Below are 21,531 nucleotides of genomic sequence, written 5' to 3'. Positions count from 1 at the left end.
CAAATATGAAGGATTAGATTCCCCGGAATCTAATCCTTTTTTTACGTCTACAATTATACCAATCACATTAAATCATTACTCACTCAGAGAGAATTTAGTGTGATTGGTATTATTTCCATAACCATGAAACCTACACTTGCTCACGTTGGAAATGAATATGGCTGGCATCTACGATAACATCCTGAAAACCGTTGGTAACACCCCCGTGGTGCGACTCAATAAAATGGCGCCACCCGGTGTTAACGTGTTCGTCAAAGTAGAATCATTTAACCCCATGGGCTCGGTCAAAGACAGGCTCGCACTAGGTGTCATTGAAGATGCGGAACAACGCGGCCTATTAAAACCGGGACAAACGGTGGTCGAAGCCACCAGCGGCAATACGGGAATTGGTCTTGCCATGGTTTGTGCGCAAAAGGGGTATCCCCTGGTGGTTACCATGGCAGAAAATTTTAGTGTTGAACGGCGAAAAATGATGCGTTTTCTCGGTGCTAAAGTGGTGCTGACACCGGCTCATTTAAAAGGCACCGGCATGGTCAATAAGGCCGCAGAGCTTGCTAAACAACATGGCTGGTTTTTAGCCCGACAATTTGAGAACCCCGCGAATGCCGAGATGCATTATCGAACCACTGCAGAAGAAATCCTAAAAGACTTTAATGATATCAATCTTGATTACTGGGTGAGCGGTTTTGGTACCGGCGGTACCTTAAATGGGGTGTCTCGTAAGCTCAAAGAAGCCAGCCCACATACTCGTATTATCGTGTGTGAACCGGATAATTCACAAATCCTTGCCAGCGGTATCGGTCAGCCAAAAAATGAAAGCCATCCACAATTTCGACCCCATATGATGCAAGGCTGGTCACCTGATTTTATACCGGATCTGGCCAATCAAGCATTACAAGCTGAGCACATCGATAACTTTATGCCAGTTGATGGCCAGGAGTCGCTGCGCTGTGCCAGGGAGCTGGCTCAAAAAGAAGGCATTTTTGCTGGAATTTCCGGCGGTGCGACCTTATCTGGGGCATTAAATTTGGCAAAGTTGGTGGCTAAAGGCAGTAACATCCTGTGTATGTTACCGGATACGGGTGAGCGCTACTTATCTACACAATTATTCGCCGATGTGAATACGGACATGGATGAAGAAGAACTGGTGATCTCAAAATCCACTGAAAATTATCGATTTGATAGCAGCGCTGATAGCTCATCTGCTGAAGTGCCTCTGCCAGAAGCAGAACCGGAAATGGTAAAAGAAATTGATGATTACATTCACAATCGTGAGCAAAAAGTCGTGATGTTTGCTTTGCAATGGTGCGAATTTTGCGATTCTGTGCGCCAGGCGCTAAACCATTATGGGATTGAATTTCGCAGCGTAGATCTAGATAGTGTCGCTTTTGCTGAACAAGATCATGGCGGTAAATTACGAATCGCACTGCGACACAAAACCGGTTGGAATACTTTCCCACAGATTTTTATTGGTGGCGAATTTGTCGGCGGTTGCACGGATATCTTTGACAAGGCAAAAGACGGTAGCCTCGAAGCAATGTTAGACAAATCTAACATTGCTCATAATCAAACGATGAGGGGTGAAAACGGCAAGGACCCCTATGACTATCTACCAAGCTGGCTGCACGCCCGCCAGAACTGAGTCAAGAGTCATACCTTAGCCACGGATCTGACCATCACCGAAGACAATAAATTTCTCTGTAGTTAGCGCTTGCAAACCCATAGGGCCAAATGCATGTAGCTTTGATGTGGAGATACCAATTTCAGAGCCAAGCCCTAACTCCCCGCCATCAGAGAACCGTGAGGATGCATTTACCATGACCACCGAAGAGTTGATTCGACGAATAAATTCCCGGGAGCGTTGATAGCTTTGGGTGACAATGACTTCCGTATGATCGGAGCTGTATTGCTGAATATGGGCAATCGCACTATCAAAATCTGACACAATCCGAACCGCCACTTCCTGTGCCAGATACTCAGCATGGTAATCATCTTCTGTTGCCAGTTCAGCCTTTTCGAAGTACTTAGAACTTGCCTCACAGCTATGAATCTTCACCGCAAATGGTGCCAATGCCTGAGCCGCATTCGGTAAAAACGTATCCGCAATATCACTATGCACCAATAACGTTTCGATAGCATTGCAGGCACTTGGACGTTGCGTCTTACCATTGACCAGAATTTCAATGGCTTGCCCTAAATCGGCGTCATTATCGATATACAGATGACAAACCCCTTTATAATGCTGAATAACAGGAATTCGCGAGTTGTCACTGACATAGCGAATCAAAGCTTCGCCACCACGAGGAATCACCAGATCAATATACTCATTGAGGGTTAGTAGTTCAGTGATAACACTGCGATCAGTATTTGGCACTATGGTGATAATTTCTGTCGGAATCGCAAAATCCTGTAAGACCTGATGCCACAAGTCGGAAATTGCCCGGTTGCTGTGAACCGCTTCCGAGCCTCCACGTAAAATAACCGCATTGCCCGACTTCAAGCACAACGCCGCCGCTTCTGCGGTTACATTAGGTCGCGCTTCATAGATCATGGCAATCACACCTAATGGGATGCGCATTTTGCCAACTTCAATACCATTAGGGCGCTTTTTCAAACCACTGACGCTGCCAACCGGATCCGCTAACGCAACAATCTCTTCGATAGCGCTGGCAATCCCTTCAATCCGATCATCGGTTAAAAGTAATCTGTCGAGCATGGCATCACTCAAACCTTTAGCCCTGCCCACGTCGATGTCCTTGCTATTTTCAGCAATCAACATAGTTTTTTCAGCGCGCACTGTTGCCGCCATATTCATTAGGACTTTATTTTTTTGAGTTGTGGTTAACTGTGCCACTACCGGGCTTGCCTGACGAGCTTTCTGGGCAAGACTCGCGATATCGAACTGGGATACGTCACTCATAATATGGGTTCACATGGTTATCTAAGTTATTTGGTTTTATGTTTAGGATTGCCTCAGGTTTTATTGCTTAATACCAAATCATCACGGTGGATCACTTCCTGACTGGGACAATATCCTAATATGGTTTCAATATGTTGACTGCTTTTACCTTGGATGCGCGCTAAATCCGCACTGGAATACTGACTGATGCCTTTACCAATCACCTGCGGTGATCGTTGATCTAAACAAATAATGTCAATCGCGGCACCTTTAGCAAATTCGCCGGTTAACCCCTTTACACCAATGGCTAATAGAGAAGCGCCGCTTTGCTGCAAAGCGTGAACGGCTCCTTGATCTACATGTACCGCGCCAGCACTTTTTAAGGTGTTTTTCAGCCACTGTTTCTTCGCAGTCAGATTGTTGCCCGTCGCAATAAAATGGGTACCCGGATTTTCATCTTTCAACAACTGCTCAAATCCCTTGGCGTTTGTACCGTTAACAATATAGGTATCAATCCCCTGTTGACAGGCTTTATCCGCGGCTTGAATTTTGGTAGCCATGCCACCGGTTGCCAAATGATTACTGGTGTCACCGGCAAGATCATAAATATCCTGAGTAATCTCGTGGATCACAGGGATAAGACTGGCGTCACTAAACTTTCTCGGGTCTTTATCAAAGACGCCATCCACATCACTCAGAATAAGTAAGGCATCGGCATCGACCACCATGGCAACTAACGCCGCCAGATTGTCGTTGTCACCCACTTTTAACTCCTGCGTTGCCACCGTATCATTCTCATTGATAATGGGTAGCACCCGGTTCTCCAATAATACCCGCACGGTATTTTTAATATTTAAGTAACGTTTACGGTCTTTTAGATCGCCATGGGTAATCAATAATTGCGAACAGGAAAAATCGAAAAAACGTTGCCAGTTCGCCATCATTTGCATTTGGCCAACCGCTGCCATGGCCTGTTTTGCGGCAATCGAGGGGTTATTCGAACCGTGGGCTATATGGCTTCGACCGGCGGCGACACTGCCTGAAGAGACTAAAATCACTTCGATATTACGTTGATGGCATGCACTGATAAATCCAGCAATGGCCAGAACATGTTTACCTGAGCAGCCCTGTCCATCTGGAGACACTAGCGCGCTGCCTACTTTTACCACGATACGTTTGTACTGCATGACGTTGCCACCCGATATTAATTGCTTCACTGCTGTTAGTGTTCAAAAGAACGTCCTCGCTGGGGCGATAATTATCGGTGCGAGTAGAAAAACCCTATCGATTTAGAATAAAAAAAACACAGATGTTAAGCAAGTGTAAAATCACCGCAAATCCCTTGTTTTTACTGGCTTTTAACAATAAAAATCAAACTGGACTCAAAAAAGATCGAAATCTGGCGCTAACAAGCGAACTTGATAATGGTAATCTGAATGGATTAAACAGGGAAAGCCTGTCTAACACTAACTTATATAGGGATGTAATATGCAGCCAACGCAATCCGTGCCAGTCGATAACAACGTGAGTAATGATTCCTGGTTATCATGGGGTAACAACGTCAATCCCGATGGCATGCTGGCTCGCACTATGTTGGCGTTTTTAGCAACGGCAGGGTTATTTTATGTGAATATCATGCCGGCGCTGGTTTCCGGACTTATCGAAGCATTAGGATTTAGTAAACGCGATGCCGGCTTGGTGGCTTCATTTAATGTTTATGGTGCGGCGCTTGGGGCTTTTGCCGCGGTATTTATTGTTAAAATCTGGTCCTGGCGGAAAACCTCCGTGGTATTGCTTGTCGCGTTGATGATCTCAGACGTCTTTTCCATGTTTATCAATGAACCCACACCGCTAATGTTACTGCGTTTTCTCCATGGGGCTATTGGCGGTATGTTGGTTGGCGTTGGTTTTTCCATTATCGCCCGCACCAAAGAAGCCGATAAAACCTTCGGGATTCTCTTATTGGTGCAATTTGGCCTGGGTGGCGTTGGAGTTATTTATATTCCACCATTGGTACCTGAATTTGGCACTGCGATTTTATTTTCATCGCTTATCGCTTTTTCTATCTGTACTTTATGCATGTTGCCTTTTATTCCTCAATATGAAAAAAATGCCAACCCAGAAAAAGGGGAGCAGCAATCGATCCGCAAATTACCCTTGTCAGCAGCGTTGCTTGCGCTGTTTTTGTTCCAGGCCGCAAATATGGGACTCTACGCGTATATCATTGATCTGGGTAAAGTCGCAGGACTAGAAACCGAACTGATATCCACCATTATTGGTGTATCCGCCTGGTTTGGCATTCTTGGCTCTTTACTGGTTGTGTGGCTATCGACCCGATTTGGTCGGGGGTTACCTTTAGTTATCGGCATTATTTTCACCGCCATTAGCACTCTGGGTTTACATTTTTCTGAACAGGAATGGGCATTTTGGCTCGCCAATATCAATATTGCAGTCGCCTGGGCATTTGTGATCCCATACATTCTTGGCCTATGTTCAGAGTTCGATCGTCAAGGACAAATGGCGGCTTTGGGTGGTTTCGCCTCCAAAATGGGGCTGGCATCAGGCCCTATGGTCGCAGCGTTGATGGTCGCCGGTTTTAGCTATGGCGTCCTGATTAATATCGCCGTACTGGCCCTTATCTTATCGATGATCGCAGCGTGGTGGCCGGCACGCCTAGTCGATCGAGAAAACCATGCTTAAAAGATGGCCATCAAGCGTTAATAAGCCATTGCTAAATACATGAATTTTCTTTAGTTGCAACGAAAACCGATGTTGAGTAGTCTAATTTATAAACAATAATTAGATTCAGGTTATGCTGCAGCATCTATTCGCTCTGGAAGCTGATACCAATATCAGCTTACAACAACAAATAAAGCAAAAACTGATTGAGGCAATTACTCACGGTTATTTTCCCGCGGGGAGTAAGATGCCGTCTTCGAGGAAACTTGCTGAGCAACTTGATGTAGCCCGAAATACCGTTGTCTTTGCCTATCAACAGCTTACCGATGAAGGTTACTTAATCTCCAAAGAACGCAGCGGGATTTATGTCAGTGAAAACCTCAATGCCCGCTTTGAGTATTCGGCCAAAGTCCAACCCAGTAAAGAACAATGCCATTGGTCGACTCGGATAAAGCCGATCGACAAAAGTAAATCTCTTCCCCCATATCCTGATAACTGGCAAGAATACCCTTATCCATTCCTTGCGGGTCAATTCGATCTCACCCTATTCCCGGTAAACCCCTGGCGGGAATGCTCTCGTTTGACGATGAATATCAATGAAATTAACACCTGGGCCAATGACAGTGGCTCTCAGGATGATTTATTTCTGATAGAAGAAATTCGAACCAAAGTATTACCAAGACGCGGTATTTTTGCCGAGCCCGAGGAAATACTGATCACCATTGGCTCGCAGCAAGGGTTATATTTACTCAGTGAATTATTGCTTAACCAGCAAACATTGCTGGCAATGGAAGAGCCCGGTTACTCGGGTATGAGAAAGTTAGCAGAGCACAGAGGTGCTGCCGTTGATTTGGTTGACGTCGATAACAAAGGCATTATGGTTGAGGAAATAAACAACCATGTCGATGCCGTTTACACGACTCCCAGTCATCAGGTCCCAACCGCGGTTACGTTGTCGCAAACCCGGCGCGAACAATTAATTGCCAAGGCCAATGAACATGATTTTGTGATCATAGAAGATGACTATGAGTGTGAAGCAAATTTTGTCAGCAATCCGCATCCGGCGATAAAAAGTCTCGATTCACAAGGCCGTGTTATCTATCTGTCGAGTTTTTCAAAGGTGGTCGCGCCTGGCTTAAGGATCGGTTACATGGTCGCCAGTGCGGAATTTATCAAAGCCGCAAGAAACCTGAGATCATTATCGGTTCGTCATCCCCCAGCTAACAATCAACGTACGATGGCGCTGTTTATCTCCCTTGGCTATTACGATACGGTGATGCGCAAAATTAACCAGACTTTACAACAGCGCTGGCAGGAACTGCGCGAAGCGCTAAATCATTATTTACCCACGCAAATCGTAACCTCGCATAGCGTAGGTGGCAGCGCCTGCTGGATCAAAGGACCTAAGCACCTCAATAGTCAGGAGTTTGCAACTCAAGCCGCAAAAAAAGGTATTTTGATTGAATCGGTTACCCGCTATTACGGCAAACAGAATAAACCAGAACGTTATTTTCGTCTCGGTGTCAGCAGTATCGAAGTAGGAAAAATTCGACCGGGTGTTGAGTTACTGGCGCAGATATTCCGGCAAAATCAGGACGCGGAAGTTGAAAGCCTGCCTTTACAAGCACAACCACTCGCTGCTGAGCAATTGGCAGACTTTCTCGCGAACTGCGAATTTATTGGCCGTACCGTGTTTGGCGAACCTTATCGCATAAAACTTTCCGCTGATGGCAAGATGCAAGGCTGGGAAGGTCACCACAATGAAAAAACCGATACCGGACAATGGTGGCTGGAAGGTAATACCTGGTACCGACAATGGAAAAACTGGTCCTATGGCGAGGTACTTGGCTTCAATATTGCGGTTCAGGGCAAACAAATATTCTGGCTCAGAAACGATAAACTGGTCGATAGTGCGTTTTTTACCAAAAAATCTCCTCAATCCACTCCTCCATCAATGCTTGGCTTAACCAAAACTCCGTAACTGGCTCTACCGACGTTCTCCTAAATTCTTTAACGTTACTAAAGATTTATTATTTTCCCATTGTAGGACAAGGAGATGCGTCTACATGTCGACATTTATGATTGCCGGGTTGCAACTCAATCTCGTCAATAACGAAGATAACTTCTACCGTATTCAACAACAGGTAGTGGCTGCAAAGAACCGCTTCGCACAACTCGATATGGTGGTACTTTCTGAGCTTGCCACCTTCGGGGCGGCGCCTCGATACGCTCAACCGATGCCAGGGGATGCCGAACAGCGTTATTGCCAGCTGGCAAGGGAATGCAATATCTACCTGGTAACGGGATCGTTATATCAGCGAATTGATGACAAGATTTATAACACCTGCTCAGTGATTGATCCGAGCGGTGAAGTGATTTGTCGATACCAAAAGATTTATCCGTTCCTGCCATACGAAACCGGGATATCCAGTGGCAATGAATTCACTACCTTTAATATTCCCGGGGTTGGCTGTTTCGGAATTTCTATCTGCTATGACATGTGGTTTCCCGAAACAATACGAGCGCTTTGTTACCAGGGGGCGGAAGTCATTATCCATCCAACCCTGACCAACACCATTGATCGCGACGTGGAATTATCCATTTGTCGGGCCAATGCTGCGACCAACCAGTGCTATATGGTGGACATAAACGCAGCGGGTGAAATGGCGGTTGGTAAATCCATAATCGTCGGACCTGGCGGTGAAGTCATTCATCAGGCCGATACCAATCAGGAACTGATTTTATTTGAAGTTGACTTTGATTACATACGTCGTGTGCGCGAGCAAGGCTGGCAAGGCCTGGGGCAACCATTGAAAAGCTTTAGAGATAAACAAATCGAGTTTCCTCAGTATCACAAAAAACTGAGCGCCAGTGCGCTTAGTAAGCTTGGACCATTGCAAAAATCGCAAGGCCGCGTTCTGGACTCATCAGAAAATTAATTCTGGTACTAACCCTGAAATCGATAAACCAATACATTATTAATAGAATAAACCAGCGAGATTAAACCCATGAGAATCAATAACAAAAACCTGAGTTTCAAACTTTCGCAAGTTGCCATCGCACTGAGTTCTGCTGGCATTTTGGCCGGTTCACCGGTGGCAATTGCCGAAGAGAGTGCGCAAAAATCTGGTATGGAAGTTATCGAAGTAACCGCCAACCGACGCGCTCAAAACATCAAAGAAGTACCGTATAACATTTCTGCGATATCTGGTGATGAGCTGGAAAACAATCAAATTGTTGATGCCAGTGAATTAATGCGGAATGTTGCGGGCATCACCGTTGTTGATCGGGGCTATCGAAATTCTGGTACAGTCAACTCCATCGTGATCCGCGGTGTTAACGTCGATAGTGGTGCCAATGGTGATGTTCCACTCTCTGCCGTACCAACGGTTGCAACCTATGTTAATGAAACGCCAATATTTGCCAACTTCATTCTTAAAGATATCGAGCAGGTTGAGGTACTTCGTGGCCCACAAGGAACGTTATACGGATCAGGTTCGTTAGCGGGTACGGTTAAGTACCGCATGAATCGTCCGGATACGGAAGAATTCAGTGGCAGTGTAAATTTTACCTATAGTCAGACTGATGGCTCAGAGGGTAATAATCTTACCGGTGATGTCGTCTTGAATATTCCACTTGGCGACAAGCTCGCATTTCGCGGTAATTTCGGCATGATCGATAACGATGGGATCATTGATTACACCACACTATATGAACTACAACCTGTCGATTATGGCAGTGGTAGTCCTTACATGCGTGATGAAGGCCAGATGACGCCGGTACCGGCAAATGGCGACATTGCAACTGGCGATCCGGTATTTATGACGAAAGAAGACGCCGATACAGTCGACATTGACTATGGTCGCGTTGCTCTGGCTTTTGAAGCCACAGATGACCTGAATTTCTTATTGTCATACCAGTATCAAAGTGATGAGACCGGTGGCCGCCGACAAGTAACCCGTGGTGTGCATTGGACCGAACAAGTCGATGGCGAGCGCGTGCCAACCGAATATGGTGAATATGAAAATGGCGCCGCTGTACTTGAACCTTCGGAGCGGGACGTGTCGTTGACGGCACTGGAAATTGAATGGAACCTGGGATTTGCGACTCTAACGTCATCGTCTTCAATGTATGACAACGAAGGCGAAGCCTTAAGCGATAATACGGGTTTCTATGCACAACAAAAATGGTTTACCGGGCTTTATTACGGTGCTCCTCGTCCAATCGCTATTGCCACCCGAGGCTATGAAGAAGACGCCTTCGTCCAGGAATTACGCCTGGTATCAAACGAACGGGTTGCGAACATGGACTGGGTCGTAGGTCTGTATTACATGGATCAGGACCGTAAAGTTTACCAGGACAGTTATATGCCAGGTTACCAGCAATGGGCAAATGCTGCGTTTGATTGGTGGGGCATCATGGGAGATTTTGGTATGGTCTATACCGATAACGACTTCCATTATATTCGCGACGAAAGCTTCAAAGACACCGCTATTTTCGGTGAATTAACTTACCACTTTACCGATGATTTTCGCGCTACGTTTGGTATGCGAGCATTTGAAAATGAGTCGAACAACGACACCGTTCTATCATTACCTATTTGGCCTTTCTTAGGTGATGAGCCTAGCTTCGGTGAGGATGACAGCGACACGTTATTTAAAGCTAATGTGTCCTGGGATATCGGTGAAGACACCATGCTTTATGCTACGGTTGCTGAAGGGTATCGCCGTGGCGGCGCCAATGCTGTGCCTCTTGATGGCAGTCTGGAAGAGCGCCCGGAATGGCAGCAGTATTTTTCAGATTCTACCACCAACTATGAGGTCGGAGTAAAAGGATTCTTGGGAGATAACAATCACGGTTATACCGCGTCGTTATTCCTGATGGACTGGCAGGACCCGCAACTGAATACCGCATCTTCCTGGGGTTTCTTTACGGTTGCTAATGGTGATTCCGCGGAAACATCGGGTGTGGAACTCGAATTGGAAGGTTACTTAGGTGACGATCTTCGTTATGTGCTCGGCTATGCTTATGTCAACGCTGAACTGACCGGAGATTTTCTGACGCCTTCTCCGGTTTGGGTTGAAGATCCGTTATCCGTCACCGCCAAAGATGGTGAACAACTGCCACTGGCTCCAGAGCATACGTTAAGTTTCAGTCTGGATTATACCTACAGCCTTGATAACGGTTGGTACTGGATCACCCAGGCAAATATGTATTACCAATCGGATTCTTTAAACTGGTATGGTGATGTCAGCGGTCCGGATGCCAACCCACGCCAAGCAGAAATCGACAGTTTTACCTTGATTAATGCAAGCACACGATTAAGTACCGAAAACTGGGATATCAGTTTATATGTGAAGAACATTACCAACGAAGAAGGGGTCACTGGTGTCATTACCCAAGGACATATGGGCACCGATCCGAGTGAGAGCTACTATGGAAACTCTTCAAAAGACTATATCAGCTTGCCGCGCACCATTGGCGTAGCTGCGACATATCGTTTTTAACAATACGACTTGTAAAAGCTAAAAAGAGCCAGCTTAGTCTGGCTCTTTTTCTTTGCCTATTCCCAAGGATCAATAACTTCGCTAAAGTAGATTAAAAAGCCAACGAATTATTCATGACATTTCCCCATATAACTTTGGACCACCAGTCAAGTGCCGAGTCGCATCATCAGCGTGAAAAACAGCTCGATAATATTTGGCAGTTGATCAATCAACGCTCGGCCCAAGCCGCTCTTGATGCATGCCATAAATTTACCGAGCAGTATAAAGACTATGATCATGGCTGGTATGCATATAGCTTTTTATTGTTTCAGTTAAAGCGCGCTGAGCACGCCTTACAATGTATCGAAAACGCGATTAGCATTGCGCCACAGATTGCACATTGGCGGATTCACAAAGCTCATATTCTGTGGTTATTGAATCGAATCACAGACGGCAAGGAACAATTGGCACAAATCACCTCGTTTCCAGATTCCATGGACTTGCTGGTAGAGTTGGCCGATGTCGCTAATAAGCTTGCCGACTATAGCGTGGCCGAGGCTTGCTATCTGGCCATGCTTAGCATCGAAACTGCGCCACAGTCGCGCGCTCAGCTCTATTTTAATCTAGGTTCGGTGCAACGCTACCTGGGTCACATAAAATCTTCTGAAGACAGTCTGGACAAGGCACTGGCATTGGCGCCGCTCGATACGGAAGCCATGCTATTGCGCTCAAGTTTAAGAAAGCAAACCGCAGATAACAATCATCTGCAGCAATTGCAATCCACACTCAAGACAAAAGCACTTAACCCGCTACAAACATCGCAAATTTGCTATAGCCTGGCGAAGGAATTTGAAGATCTTAAAAACTATTCGGAAAGTTTTAAGTGCTTAAACATCGGCGCTCAACGTCGACGACAAAGCATTCGCTATGATGTCAAAAGTGACATTAATGCCTTAACGGCGATCCGCAAAACGTTTGATCGTCAGTTCATTAATGGCATCACCGCACCCTCAACGTGCCCCCCTGAGACGCAACGTGCAACACCGATATTTATCTTTGGCTTGCCGCGGACCGGTTCAACATTAGTGGAACGAATTCTGAGTAATCATTCTCGGGTTACCAGTGCCGGAGAATTGAATCATTTTTCCTGGCAGTTAATGCAACAAATATCGGCGCAATTACAGGTAAAGCCTAAAGATAAGTTACAAGTCATTGAATGTGCGCGTAAACTCAACCTTAACCCCCTAGGAAAAGCTTACTTACAATCCACCGAGCCTTATTGGCAGAATACATCACATTTCATTGATAAATTACCGTTAAACTCCCTCAATGCAGGACTAATCAAAGGAGCCATCCCAGGCGCGAAAATGATATTGGTGCAACGAAATCCAATGGACACCTGTTACGCCATATACAAACACTTGTTTACCCAAGGCTATCCATTCTCTTACAACCTAAATGAACTTGGAGCATATTACGTTGCCCATCATCAATTGATGCAACATTGGCTCAATACCTTAGGAAAGCATATCTACACCATTCGCTATGAAGATTTACTTGCCAACCCGCAGTACCAAACGAAGGCTATGCTGGCATATTGCGATCTTGAATTTGAAGAAAAATGCCTGCAATTTGACAAAAATCATCAGGCAACTACGACAGCAAGCGCAACGCAGGTCAGACAAGGATTCTATCGGGATTCGATAGAAAAGTGGCGGCATTTCGAAACGGAATTGGCACCTTTGCAAAAGTACCTTGAACAGGCGGGGATAAACCTTTAGCCAGTATCGCATTCAATTTTGCTTAACCAATTGAAATTAAATATCATAATTCACCAGACGTGAATGAAAGGGCAATAGATTTGATTACCAACGTACAACAGTGGCTGGTTGAGCAGGGCTTACCAGCAGATTACATCGAGCCAGTATCTTTAGGTATAGGCATCGTCATTCTGCTCACATTATGTTGGCTGGGCTTTTATATTGCCCGCCATCAGGTACTCAATTTCGTCCACAAACTGGTTAGTAAGTCTGCCAATAAATGGGATGATTTACTCATTCAGCACAGTGTATTTAGCCGTATCGCCTGGCTGGTACCCATTACTATATTATTGGTCCTCAGTCCGGTATTTCTTCGTCAACATGCGTTGTTGCTTAACGTGGTTGAAATTTTTGCGAAAGTCGCATTGGCGATTCAGGTAGCCCGCAGCATCAGTTCGCTTTTAAATGTCACCAATACGGCGTTTCAGGAATCCAGCAAAGAAAAATATTTACCACTAAATGCCACCATTCAGGTGTTGAAGCTAGCGGTCTATATGGTAGCGATTATCTTAGCTATTGCCACCATCATCGACAAATCGCCGATTTACCTGCTTAGTGGTTTGGGTGCCTTAACCGCCGTTTTATTATTAGTATTTCAAGATACCATCAAAGGACTCGTGGCCAGCGTGCAAATATCCGCGAATAAGATGGTTGCACCTGGCGATTGGATTGAAATGCCTCAATATGGCGCCGATGGTGATGTGCTGGAAATAGCGCTAAATACAGTTAAGGTGAAAAACTGGGACAACACCGTCACCACAATTCCGACCTACGCGTTGATCAGTGAATCGTTTAAAAACTGGCGCGGAATGACCGCCTCCGGTGGCCGAAGAATCAAGCGTTGCATCCAGATAGACCTAAACAGTGTCCATTTTTGCTCCACAGAATTGCTGGAAAAACTATTGAAAGTCGAACTACTGACACCTTATTTAAAACAAAAACATCAGGAAGTCGAAGCGTATAATGCGCAAAAAGGCGAGCAAGACGAAAACAACCCAAATCTTAGAAAACTAACCAATATCGGTACATTCAGAGCCTATATCACTGCCTACTTGAAAAATCATCCAAAAGTTCATCCGGAAATGACCTGCATGGTCAGACAACTAAAACCCAGCGAAACCGGCGTATCTCTGGAACTATACTTTTTCAGCAATGATACGAACTGGATTAATTATGAGGGTATTCAGGCCGATGTTTTTGACCACCTGTTCGCCATCGCTCCGCTATTTGAGTTACGTTTATTTCAAAGCCCCACAGGTTACGACTGGCAAAATGCCTTACGGCATTGATAGAACTCGCCAGTTTTAATACTGGCGAATTACCCCTTCTTGTATCGTAGACGCAACCAGGCGTCCCTGACGGTCAAATATTTTACCGCGTACCAAGCCTCGGCCACCGCTGGCCGACGGGCTATCAATATCATAGAGCAACCAATCATCAAACCTGAAAGAGCGGTGGAACCACATGGCATGATCAATGGTGGCTATCTGGAAATCTTTCGACCAGATATTCTTTCCATGGGGATGCACTGACGTCGGCAGAAAATTATAATCAGAAGCATAACCAAGAACGTAGCGATGAATTCTAGGGTCATCGCCTAAATCCCCTTTAGCGCGCATCCACACTTGATTGCGAGCTTCCGATGTTTTCGGGTTTAGCCAGTCATATTCTTTAACCGGCCGAAATTCAATAGGACGCTCCGCGAAAATAGTACTGTGCAGATGTTCGGGAATATGGGGTTTATATCTGAGCTGCAATTCATGTAAGCTTTGCAGATCTTCTGGCTGACTCACCTCTGGCATCTCATCCTGGTGCTCGAAACCTTGCTCTTCGATTTGAAATGACGCCATCATATTATAAATAATTTTACCGTTTTGCATGGCTTGGACCCGGCGTGTACTAAAACTTTTACCATCTCGGGTAATATCCACTAAATAGGAGATTGGCTTACTGGCATCGCCTGGCCTTAAAAAGTAACAGTGAAATGAGTGTAGGTTACGCTCATCCGTTAGCGTTTGCTTAGCCGCAGATAACGCCTGACCAATCACCTGACCGCCAAATACAGCTTTAAAACCTAAATCCTGGCTTTGGCCCAAAAACAAATTGGTATCGAGCTTTTCCAGACTTAACAAGCCCAAAAGCTCAGTTAACACGTTACTCATTAAAGTTTCCTAATGTAATTTCTACGAACCTAATAAATTCTATCACTTACAACACAGCAGTTTCATAAAAATCCCGCACAATTAGGTACAATTGGATTACACTTTTTAACAATCCATCAACAAACCTTTATCTTCGATCAAAAAACACACATTTTTTTAATCTTTTTTATCTAATATTTTCATATAGTTACGATCAAGCGCGCAATAATGTTAAAAATAAATTGCATTAAGGGGTTTACACAAGGAATTCGATCCATATAATAACAATCAAGAGCTGACAAGCTCGTCCAAGGCAAACCTAGTGAAAGCTAGGGACGCAAAGTTACCGGTCTAAGGGTAATTAATTTATATAAGTTCATGGTATAAATTAGCTACTTATGACAGCGGAACCGCCGAGTAAGAAATAGTGGGGGCTTTTCCTATAAAGCGTAACCTGTCTATTGATTGTGTAACTTTGCGCGCCTTGTCTTATCTCTTGATTCCAAACATCTCTTCTGTTGAAAATACCCTTATACTCAAGCACCAACAAATCGCAAATTTTCTATTTTCTATTTTCTATTTTCAAAAAATCTTACCCCAACCATGCGTTTTCAGGCTTTTTGCTATGGAGAGGGTAGCATCAGGGTTTCACTCCTTTAGATTGTAATGGCCCGCCTCTATTAGAGACGAGCACTCAATAACTGTTGGCTGCTCAATGTGTGAGCAATAATTTAATGTTAATTAAGCTGAGATTTCTCGCTTTCGATATATTCGTCAATCAATGTTTCTAATAATGACAAGGGTAGGGAACCGTTTTTCAAAATCTCATCATGGAATTCACGCAAATCAAACTCTTTTCCTAAAGCCTGCTCAGTTTTTGCACGTAGTGCCTTGATTTTGATTTCCCCTAATTTATAGGAAAGCGCCTGTGCCGGCCAGGAGATATAGCGATCAATTTCGGTTCTGACATTATGTAAGGATAATGCCGTATTGCTGGCTAAAAAGTTCATAGCTTTATCCCGTGACCAACCCATGCTGTGCATGCCGGTATCCACAACGAGTCTCGCTGCACGCCACATTTCATAGGTCAGGCGGCCAAAATCAGAATAGGGGTCCTGATAAAAACCCGCTTCAATCCCCAGATACTCACTATACAACCCCCAACCTTCGCCAAATGCGGAAATATAAGTACGCTGCCTGAATTTCGGCACATTTTCCATTTCTCTGGCGATTGAACCTTGTAAATGGTGTCCTGGAACCGCTTCGTGTAAGGTGAGCGCTTCTAATACATATAAGGGTCGACGGTCCAACGCATAGGTATTTACCCAATATTCACCCGCTTGATCATCACGACTCGGCCCTGAATATCGTCCCGTTGTATATTTAGGTGCAATACTCGCTGGTACTGGCACGACACCGTAGGGTGTGCGAGGTAAGGTTTTAAAAAGCTTCGGAAGCTGAGCATCCATCTTTTTAGCAATGTAAGAGGCTTCTTTTAACAGCTCGGTTGCGCTCTTCGCATAAAATCTTGGATCGGTGCGCAAAAACTCCACAAACTCGGCGAAGCTGCCTTGAAAACCAACACGATCAATAATTTGTTCCATTTGTGCGCGAATACGCGCGACTTCCTCTAAGCCAATCTGATGTACCTCTTCCGCGCTAAGATCTAAGGTGGTGTAATATTCGATACGATTTTGATAGAAATTTTGCCCGTCTGGTAATGATGTGGCGGCAATATTACTTCTAGCATTTGGGATATAGTCCTCAACCATAAAGCGATAAAAGCCTTGATAGGTTGGATTAATCACATCCAATATTGCCTTTTTGCCTTGCTCAGACAAACGTTGCTGAGTGGGTTGATCAAAATGCTCAGGGAATTGTGTAAAAGGACGATAAAACGAGCTGGTTTCTGCGTCTTCAACAATAAATGCACTGATACTGTCTTCAAACCCTTTTAGTACAACTTTTGGTTGAGTACGACCGGTATCCAGGCCAAGCTGCATCCAGGCAATCTGTTGTTGAAAATACTCAGGTACATAATTCAATCGGGCTAAATAAGTATCATAGTCCTCAACGGTTTTGAACGATGAGCGATCAACCATATAGGGAAGGTAAGCATGGAAACCCGCTTCCGCGGTAAGTGGCATGTAATGCTCTTTAAAGCGGTAGTTATCAATCTGATTATTTAGTTTATACAATAAAATTGTATGGTTAATTCGATTCTCTGGAGACAAATTCGTAACATCAATATTATCTAACCCTTGTTTAAATATCAGGTGCTGTTGAAACTGCGCTTCTAGTGCTTGAGGTGAAACATCATAGTAGAGCTGATCACTGTTTTTTTGAAAAGGATTAAGGCTATCTTGGTATGATTGCTCATCGGAGATAATTTTTGCAAGTTGCTGATCGGCATTCGTTAACGCCTTGTTTTGCTTCGTTGAACTTACAGATGAACGATCAGAATGGTTGTTCTGTGTCGTTGTTGATGAACTACAAGCCGTAAGTCCGAGCGTTATGGTTAACACCATAAAAGAATTCATTAACTTCACTAATTGCTACCTTCTTGTTGATTAACGATTGCGATCAGCTGTTCCACTGATTCTTCGCTAAATACGTTTATATTATGCTGATGCAGCAGCGCTGCGGTGACGCCCTTACCAGGAATTTTTTTTCCAGAAAACGTTCCATCATATATTTTTTTTGAACCGCAGGACGGTGAATACTCCTTAAGCAGAGCAAACTTGATGTTATATTGCTGACATAAACTCAATGCATGTTGAGCACCCGCTTTAAATTCTTGAGTAACATCCTTGCCGTGTTCATCAACAACATGGTCAGATTGCTGTTCGGCCCGCGACCTTGGCACAGTTAAACCTCCAGCAACTTCCGGGCAAATAACGACCAATCGTCCTTGCTGTTTCCAGGTTTGCAATTGCGGATGTAGCAAGGCTTTAGCCTTACCATCATAACGAACTCGATTGCCGAGAAAACAGCTACTGACCAGAATTTTTTCCATACCATTAATCCAGCTTATCGCCATTAAAGAGAGACTCTAACTCCTCCCGGCCTTTGCGGCTAACCTTTAATACTTCATTAAAGTCATATCTATCATTTGCCTGATAGGCTTGCTCCAGCATTTCTTCATCATGACGTCGGAAAACCTTCACCATAAACTCCGCACGGCCTTCATCAATACCATATTCTTCCAATACAATTTGCGCCGCTTTTAAACTCCCTTCAAACATTTCACGAACGGTCGTTTCTACGCCCATTTCACGGTACTTAAATACACTCAACCGACTTTTCGCTCGAGCGATTATTTTCAAATTTGGATAGTGTTCACGTACAGTTTTTGCAATTGCGAAACCGTGCTTATCACTATCTGCCGCGATGAACATGATTTTCGCATGCTCTAAACCGGCTGCCTGTAATAATTTTAAGTTAGTTGCATCGCCAAAGAACACTTTGTTGCCGAACTGTCTTACAAATTCGATATGCTCGGCGTTGTAATCAAGCGCGGTAAATTTAATGCGGTTTGCCGTTAAGATTCGACCGGTGATTTGTCCAAATCGACCAAAACCGGCAATGATAACTTCAGGTTCGTGACTCACCTTTTCCTGATCATAGTTTTGATCGCTACCGCTGGTTTTTAATACCTTATCTACCAATAAGATTAAAGGCGACGTCAATGCCATCGACAGGCTAACAACGATAGTAATCATATTGTTCATACCACCATCAATAACCCCTTGATTGAGTGCGAAACTCATAATCACAAAAGCGAATTCCCCACCTTGTGATAACATCAATGCCAATTTAAATTTCTCTCGTTTTAATCCAGTACTAGAACGAATCAAACCATAAATGATTAACGTTTTCATCGCCATTAAGGCGACCGCCGCACCAATGATAATGCCAGGTTCCTTTAATAACAGACCCAAGTCTAACTTCATCCCCACAGCAATGAAGAATAACCCCAGCAATAAGCCTTTAAACGGTGATATTTCCACTTCCATCTGATGCCGAAAGCTTGAATTTGCCAATAGAATACCGGCTGTAAATGCGCCCATCCCCATTGATAAGCCGACCATTTGCATCAATAATGCTGTCGCCATTACGATCAATAAAGCCGATGCGGTCATCACTTCACTGCTACCATATCTAGACATGGTACGAAGAAATGGATTGACAAAATAGCGCCCTGATAACAACACGAAGACAATAGCGGCGATTGAAACCCACCAGGCAGGAGCATCAGGATTGGAACGACCCGCCAGGGCTTCAACCAATAACAAAATAGGAATTACCGCGATATCCTGCATGAGTAAGATAGAAAAGCCTTTTTGGCCAACCGGCGTATTAAGGACTCGCCTTTCCGTCATTAATTGAATGGCGAATGCGGTTGAGGATAACGCTAAAGCCATGCCAACAATCAATGGCACTTTGAAGCCATCATGTAGCAGCCAAAATACGGCACCAAAGATCACCAAGGTGGTGATTAATAGTTGCCCGCCACCTATAAATAAAATGTCATTTCGCATCCGCCATAGTTTTTGTGGGTCTAGCTCCAGGCCAATAATAAACAGCAAAAACACAACGCCGTATTCAGCGAAATGAAGAATCTGATCCGGGTCACTGATTAAGCCTAAAACCGATGGGCCGATAATAATGCCTGCAGCCAGATAACCGAGTATTGAACCAAGTTTAAAGCGGGTGAAAAAGGGTACGGCAATTACCGCAGCGGTCAAAAATACTATCGCTAAGCCAAGATTACTCATAAGAAGGGCAAATGAAAAAAATGTTAACTTAGTGTAATGGAAAACGGAGGTAAAGGGGAGATCTGACGATGTCCCTTTTGTTAGAGAAGGGGCCAACAGATAGGGTGTGTTGAGGCTGGAGTCGAATCAAAAACGATTCGCGGGTGGATAAAACCTTAGTTCCAGCAGGTTTTTAGGTGACAACTTCGTCATCCTCACCCGCCCGTTATCCTCAGCCCTTCCGTCATCCTCACGAAAGTGGGGATCTGCTTTTACTTTAGATTCCCAGTAGTGTCTGGGAATGACGGTACAGGTTGATGATTTGCTGCGCCGAGGGAGTAAAACGCAATAACGCATTGCTACTGCGTTTTAGGGCGGAGTCAAAATAAAAGACATTTTGAGGGTGGAGTCGAACCAAAAAACGATTCGAAGGTGGAGTCGAACCAAAAAACGATTCGAAGGTGGAGGCTTCGCGGGTGGATAAAACCTTAGTTCCAGCAGGTTTTTAGGTGACAACTTCGTCATCCTCACCCGCCCGTTATCCTCAGCCCTTCCGTCATCCTCACGAAAGTGGGGATCTGCTTTTACTTTAGATTCCCAGTAGTGTCTGGGAATGACGGTACAGGTTAATGATTTGCTGCGCCGAGGGAGTAAAACGCAATAACGCATTGCTACTGCGTTTTAGGGAGGAGTCGAACCAAAAAACGATTCGAAGGTGGAGGCTTCGCGGGTGGATAAAACCTTAGTTCCAGCAGGTTTTTAGGTGACAACTTCGTCATCCTCACCCGCCCGTTATCCTCAGCCCTTCCGTCATCCTCACGAAAGTGGGGATCTGCTTTTACTTTAGATTCCCAGTAGTGTCTGGGAATGACGGTACAGGTTAATGATTTGCTGCGCCGAGGGAGTAAAACGCAATAACGCATTGCTACTGCGTTTTAGGGAGGAGTCAAAATAAAAGACATTTTGAGGATGGAGTCGAAATACTAAGCATTTCGAAGAATGGGCAACCTAAACGCGACGGTGAGAGCGTTTACTACCTCCTCGGTAGACTCCACCCAAAAATGCGACGCAGGGAGTATTTTCTCCACCTGCGCTAGCTTCCCTCAAACGCGAAAAGCCCACTCAAATGAGCGGGTTACTTTATCTATGACACATCAACTAATATTGAATATTTACGCGACCTAGCGATTATGTCCAGGGATGGACGGTAAAGCGACGTTTCATGGATGGTAAAACGTCGCAAAGCTACAGGGATGTAGTGAATGTCGAATATGCACAAATACATGGATGTATGCAGGTAGAATAACGCAGGAGCAGTTATCGAGGAGCAACTTTTCGACGATGTCCAGGGATGGACGGTAAAGCGACGTTTCATGGATGGTAAAACGTCGCAGAGGTGCTCTCACATGCGTCCCGCAAGTAAGTTTTCTCGGCCCTATTAACGCAAAAAGACCACTCAAATGAGCGGGCTTTATAATTTTCTGATTCTTCAACCGATATTTAATATTTACTCGGCCTAGCGATTATGTCCAGGGATGGACGGTAAAGCGACGTTTCATGGATGGTTAAACGTCGCAGAGCTGCTCTCACATGCGTTCCCGAAAGTAAGTTTTCTCGGCTCTATTAACGCAAAAAGCCCACTCAATCGAGTGGGCTTTTTGCGTTAATTAGGAGCCTAGCGATGACCTACTCTCACATGGGAACCCCCACACTACCATCGGCGCAATTGCGTTTCACTTCTGAGTTCGG

13 protein-coding genes, 1 rRNA gene and 1 riboswitch are annotated in these 21,531 nt (G+C 44.8%); of the genes, 7 read left to right on the top strand and 7 right to left on the bottom strand.

Features of this window, described 5'->3' with window-relative positions:
* Nucleotides 1–157: 157 nt before the first annotated feature.
* The gene (gene cysK, locus ACHUFQ_RS05380; RefSeq protein WP_394173691.1) at nucleotides 158–1,642 is read left to right on the top strand and encodes a cysteine synthase A; all 1,485 of its coding nucleotides are present in this window, start codon (nucleotides 158–160) and stop codon (nucleotides 1,640–1,642) included.
* 15 nt (nucleotides 1,643–1,657) lie between these two features.
* Here the strand turns inward: cysK and ACHUFQ_RS05375 are convergent, their stop codons facing one another.
* Both ACHUFQ_RS05375 and proB read right to left on the bottom strand, forming a co-directional pair.
* Entirely contained in the window at nucleotides 1,658–2,920 is a 1,263-nt protein-coding gene (locus ACHUFQ_RS05375) for a glutamate-5-semialdehyde dehydrogenase (protein ID WP_394173689.1), read from the bottom strand.
* Between the two features lie 53 nt (nucleotides 2,921–2,973).
* Nucleotides 2,974–4,086, bottom strand: coding sequence for a glutamate 5-kinase (gene proB / locus ACHUFQ_RS05370; RefSeq protein WP_394173687.1), 1,113 nt, complete (start codon nucleotides 4,084–4,086; stop codon nucleotides 2,974–2,976).
* 301 nt (nucleotides 4,087–4,387) lie between these two features.
* Here proB and ACHUFQ_RS05365 point away from each other — a divergent pair, with 301 nt between their 5' ends.
* From ACHUFQ_RS05365 to ACHUFQ_RS05340, 6 genes are all read left to right on the top strand, one after another.
* Complete coding sequence (locus ACHUFQ_RS05365) at nucleotides 4,388–5,599, top strand: MFS transporter (protein ID WP_394173685.1); 1,212 nt, start codon at nucleotides 4,388–4,390, stop codon at nucleotides 5,597–5,599.
* A gap of 112 nt (nucleotides 5,600–5,711) precedes the next feature.
* Nucleotides 5,712–7,559, top strand: a complete 1,848-nt coding sequence (gene pdxR, locus ACHUFQ_RS05360; RefSeq protein ID WP_394173684.1) for a MocR-like pyridoxine biosynthesis transcription factor PdxR — start codon at nucleotides 5,712–5,714, stop codon at nucleotides 7,557–7,559.
* Nucleotides 7,560–7,644: 85 nt separating this feature from the next.
* Nucleotides 7,645–8,517, top strand: a complete 873-nt coding sequence (locus ACHUFQ_RS05355) for a carbon-nitrogen hydrolase family protein (protein ID WP_394173682.1) — start codon at nucleotides 7,645–7,647, stop codon at nucleotides 8,515–8,517.
* A gap of 69 nt (nucleotides 8,518–8,586) precedes the next feature.
* Nucleotides 8,587–11,085 (top strand): TonB-dependent receptor, encoded by a 2,499-nt coding sequence (locus ACHUFQ_RS05350; RefSeq protein ID WP_394173680.1) that lies wholly within the window; start codon nucleotides 8,587–8,589, stop codon nucleotides 11,083–11,085.
* Between the two features lie 113 nt (nucleotides 11,086–11,198).
* Nucleotides 11,199–12,845: a tetratricopeptide repeat-containing sulfotransferase family protein gene (locus ACHUFQ_RS05345; protein WP_394173678.1), complete on the top strand. Its 1,647-nt coding sequence runs from the start codon at nucleotides 11,199–11,201 to the stop codon at nucleotides 12,843–12,845.
* 80 nt (nucleotides 12,846–12,925) lie between these two features.
* The gene (locus ACHUFQ_RS05340) at nucleotides 12,926–14,173 is read left to right on the top strand and encodes a mechanosensitive ion channel family protein (protein WP_394173676.1); all 1,248 of its coding nucleotides are present in this window, start codon (nucleotides 12,926–12,928) and stop codon (nucleotides 14,171–14,173) included.
* Nucleotides 14,174–14,188: 15 nt separating this feature from the next.
* Here ACHUFQ_RS05340 and tesB read toward each other — a convergent pair whose 3' ends face one another.
* The 5 genes from tesB to rrf form a co-directional block, all read right to left on the bottom strand.
* Nucleotides 14,189–15,046 (bottom strand): acyl-CoA thioesterase II, encoded by an 858-nt coding sequence (gene tesB, locus ACHUFQ_RS05335; protein WP_394173675.1) that lies wholly within the window; start codon nucleotides 15,044–15,046, stop codon nucleotides 14,189–14,191.
* Nucleotides 15,047–15,327: 281 nt separating this feature from the next.
* Nucleotides 15,328–15,443, top strand: a riboswitch (cyclic di-GMP riboswitch).
* A 319-nt stretch (nucleotides 15,444–15,762) separates the two neighbouring features.
* Entirely contained in the window at nucleotides 15,763–17,565 is a 1,803-nt protein-coding gene (locus ACHUFQ_RS05330; RefSeq protein ID WP_394173905.1) for a DUF885 domain-containing protein, read from the bottom strand.
* Between the two features lie 8 nt (nucleotides 17,566–17,573).
* Nucleotides 17,574–18,041, bottom strand: a complete 468-nt coding sequence (locus tag ACHUFQ_RS05325; protein WP_394173674.1) for a DUF523 domain-containing protein — start codon at nucleotides 18,039–18,041, stop codon at nucleotides 17,574–17,576.
* A gap of 4 nt (nucleotides 18,042–18,045) precedes the next feature.
* Complete coding sequence (locus ACHUFQ_RS05320; protein WP_394173673.1) at nucleotides 18,046–19,803, bottom strand: monovalent cation:proton antiporter-2 (CPA2) family protein; 1,758 nt, start codon at nucleotides 19,801–19,803, stop codon at nucleotides 18,046–18,048.
* 1,652 nt (nucleotides 19,804–21,455) lie between these two features.
* A 5S ribosomal RNA gene (gene rrf / locus ACHUFQ_RS16965) occupies nucleotides 21,456–21,531 on the bottom strand; the annotation flags it as partial.

The organism is Thalassotalea litorea, from assembly GCF_043642205.1.
GTDB lineage: Bacteria > Pseudomonadota > Gammaproteobacteria > Enterobacterales > Alteromonadaceae > Thalassotalea_A > Thalassotalea_A litorea.
This window is presented reverse-complemented; position numbering and strand designations above follow the sequence as displayed.

Bases quoted from the DNA above. Each gene is read 5' to 3' on its own strand.
- ACHUFQ_RS05345 (WP_394173678.1), top strand. From the start codon at position 11,199: ATGACATTTCCCCATATAACTTTGGACCACCAGTCAAGTGCCGAGTCG.
- ACHUFQ_RS05330 (WP_394173905.1), bottom strand. From the start codon at position 17,565: ATGAATTCTTTTATGGTGTTAACCATAACGCTCGGACTTACGGCTTGT.
- proB (WP_394173687.1), bottom strand. From the start codon at position 4,086: ATGCAGTACAAACGTATCGTGGTAAAAGTAGGCAGCGCGCTAGTGTCT.
- pdxR (WP_394173684.1), top strand. From the start codon at position 5,712: ATGCTGCAGCATCTATTCGCTCTGGAAGCTGATACCAATATCAGCTTA.
- tesB (WP_394173675.1), bottom strand. From the start codon at position 15,046: ATGAGTAACGTGTTAACTGAGCTTTTGGGCTTGTTAAGTCTGGAAAAG.
- ACHUFQ_RS05350 (WP_394173680.1), top strand. From the start codon at position 8,587: ATGAGAATCAATAACAAAAACCTGAGTTTCAAACTTTCGCAAGTTGCC.
- ACHUFQ_RS05320 (WP_394173673.1), bottom strand. From the start codon at position 19,803: ATGAGTAATCTTGGCTTAGCGATAGTATTTTTGACCGCTGCGGTAATT.
- ACHUFQ_RS05365 (WP_394173685.1), top strand. From the start codon at position 4,388: ATGCAGCCAACGCAATCCGTGCCAGTCGATAACAACGTGAGTAATGAT.
- ACHUFQ_RS05355 (WP_394173682.1), top strand. From the start codon at position 7,645: ATGTCGACATTTATGATTGCCGGGTTGCAACTCAATCTCGTCAATAAC.
- ACHUFQ_RS05375 (WP_394173689.1), bottom strand. From the start codon at position 2,920: ATGAGTGACGTATCCCAGTTCGATATCGCGAGTCTTGCCCAGAAAGCT.
- ACHUFQ_RS05325 (WP_394173674.1), bottom strand. From the start codon at position 18,041: ATGGAAAAAATTCTGGTCAGTAGCTGTTTTCTCGGCAATCGAGTTCGT.
- cysK (WP_394173691.1), top strand. From the start codon at position 158: ATGGCTGGCATCTACGATAACATCCTGAAAACCGTTGGTAACACCCCC.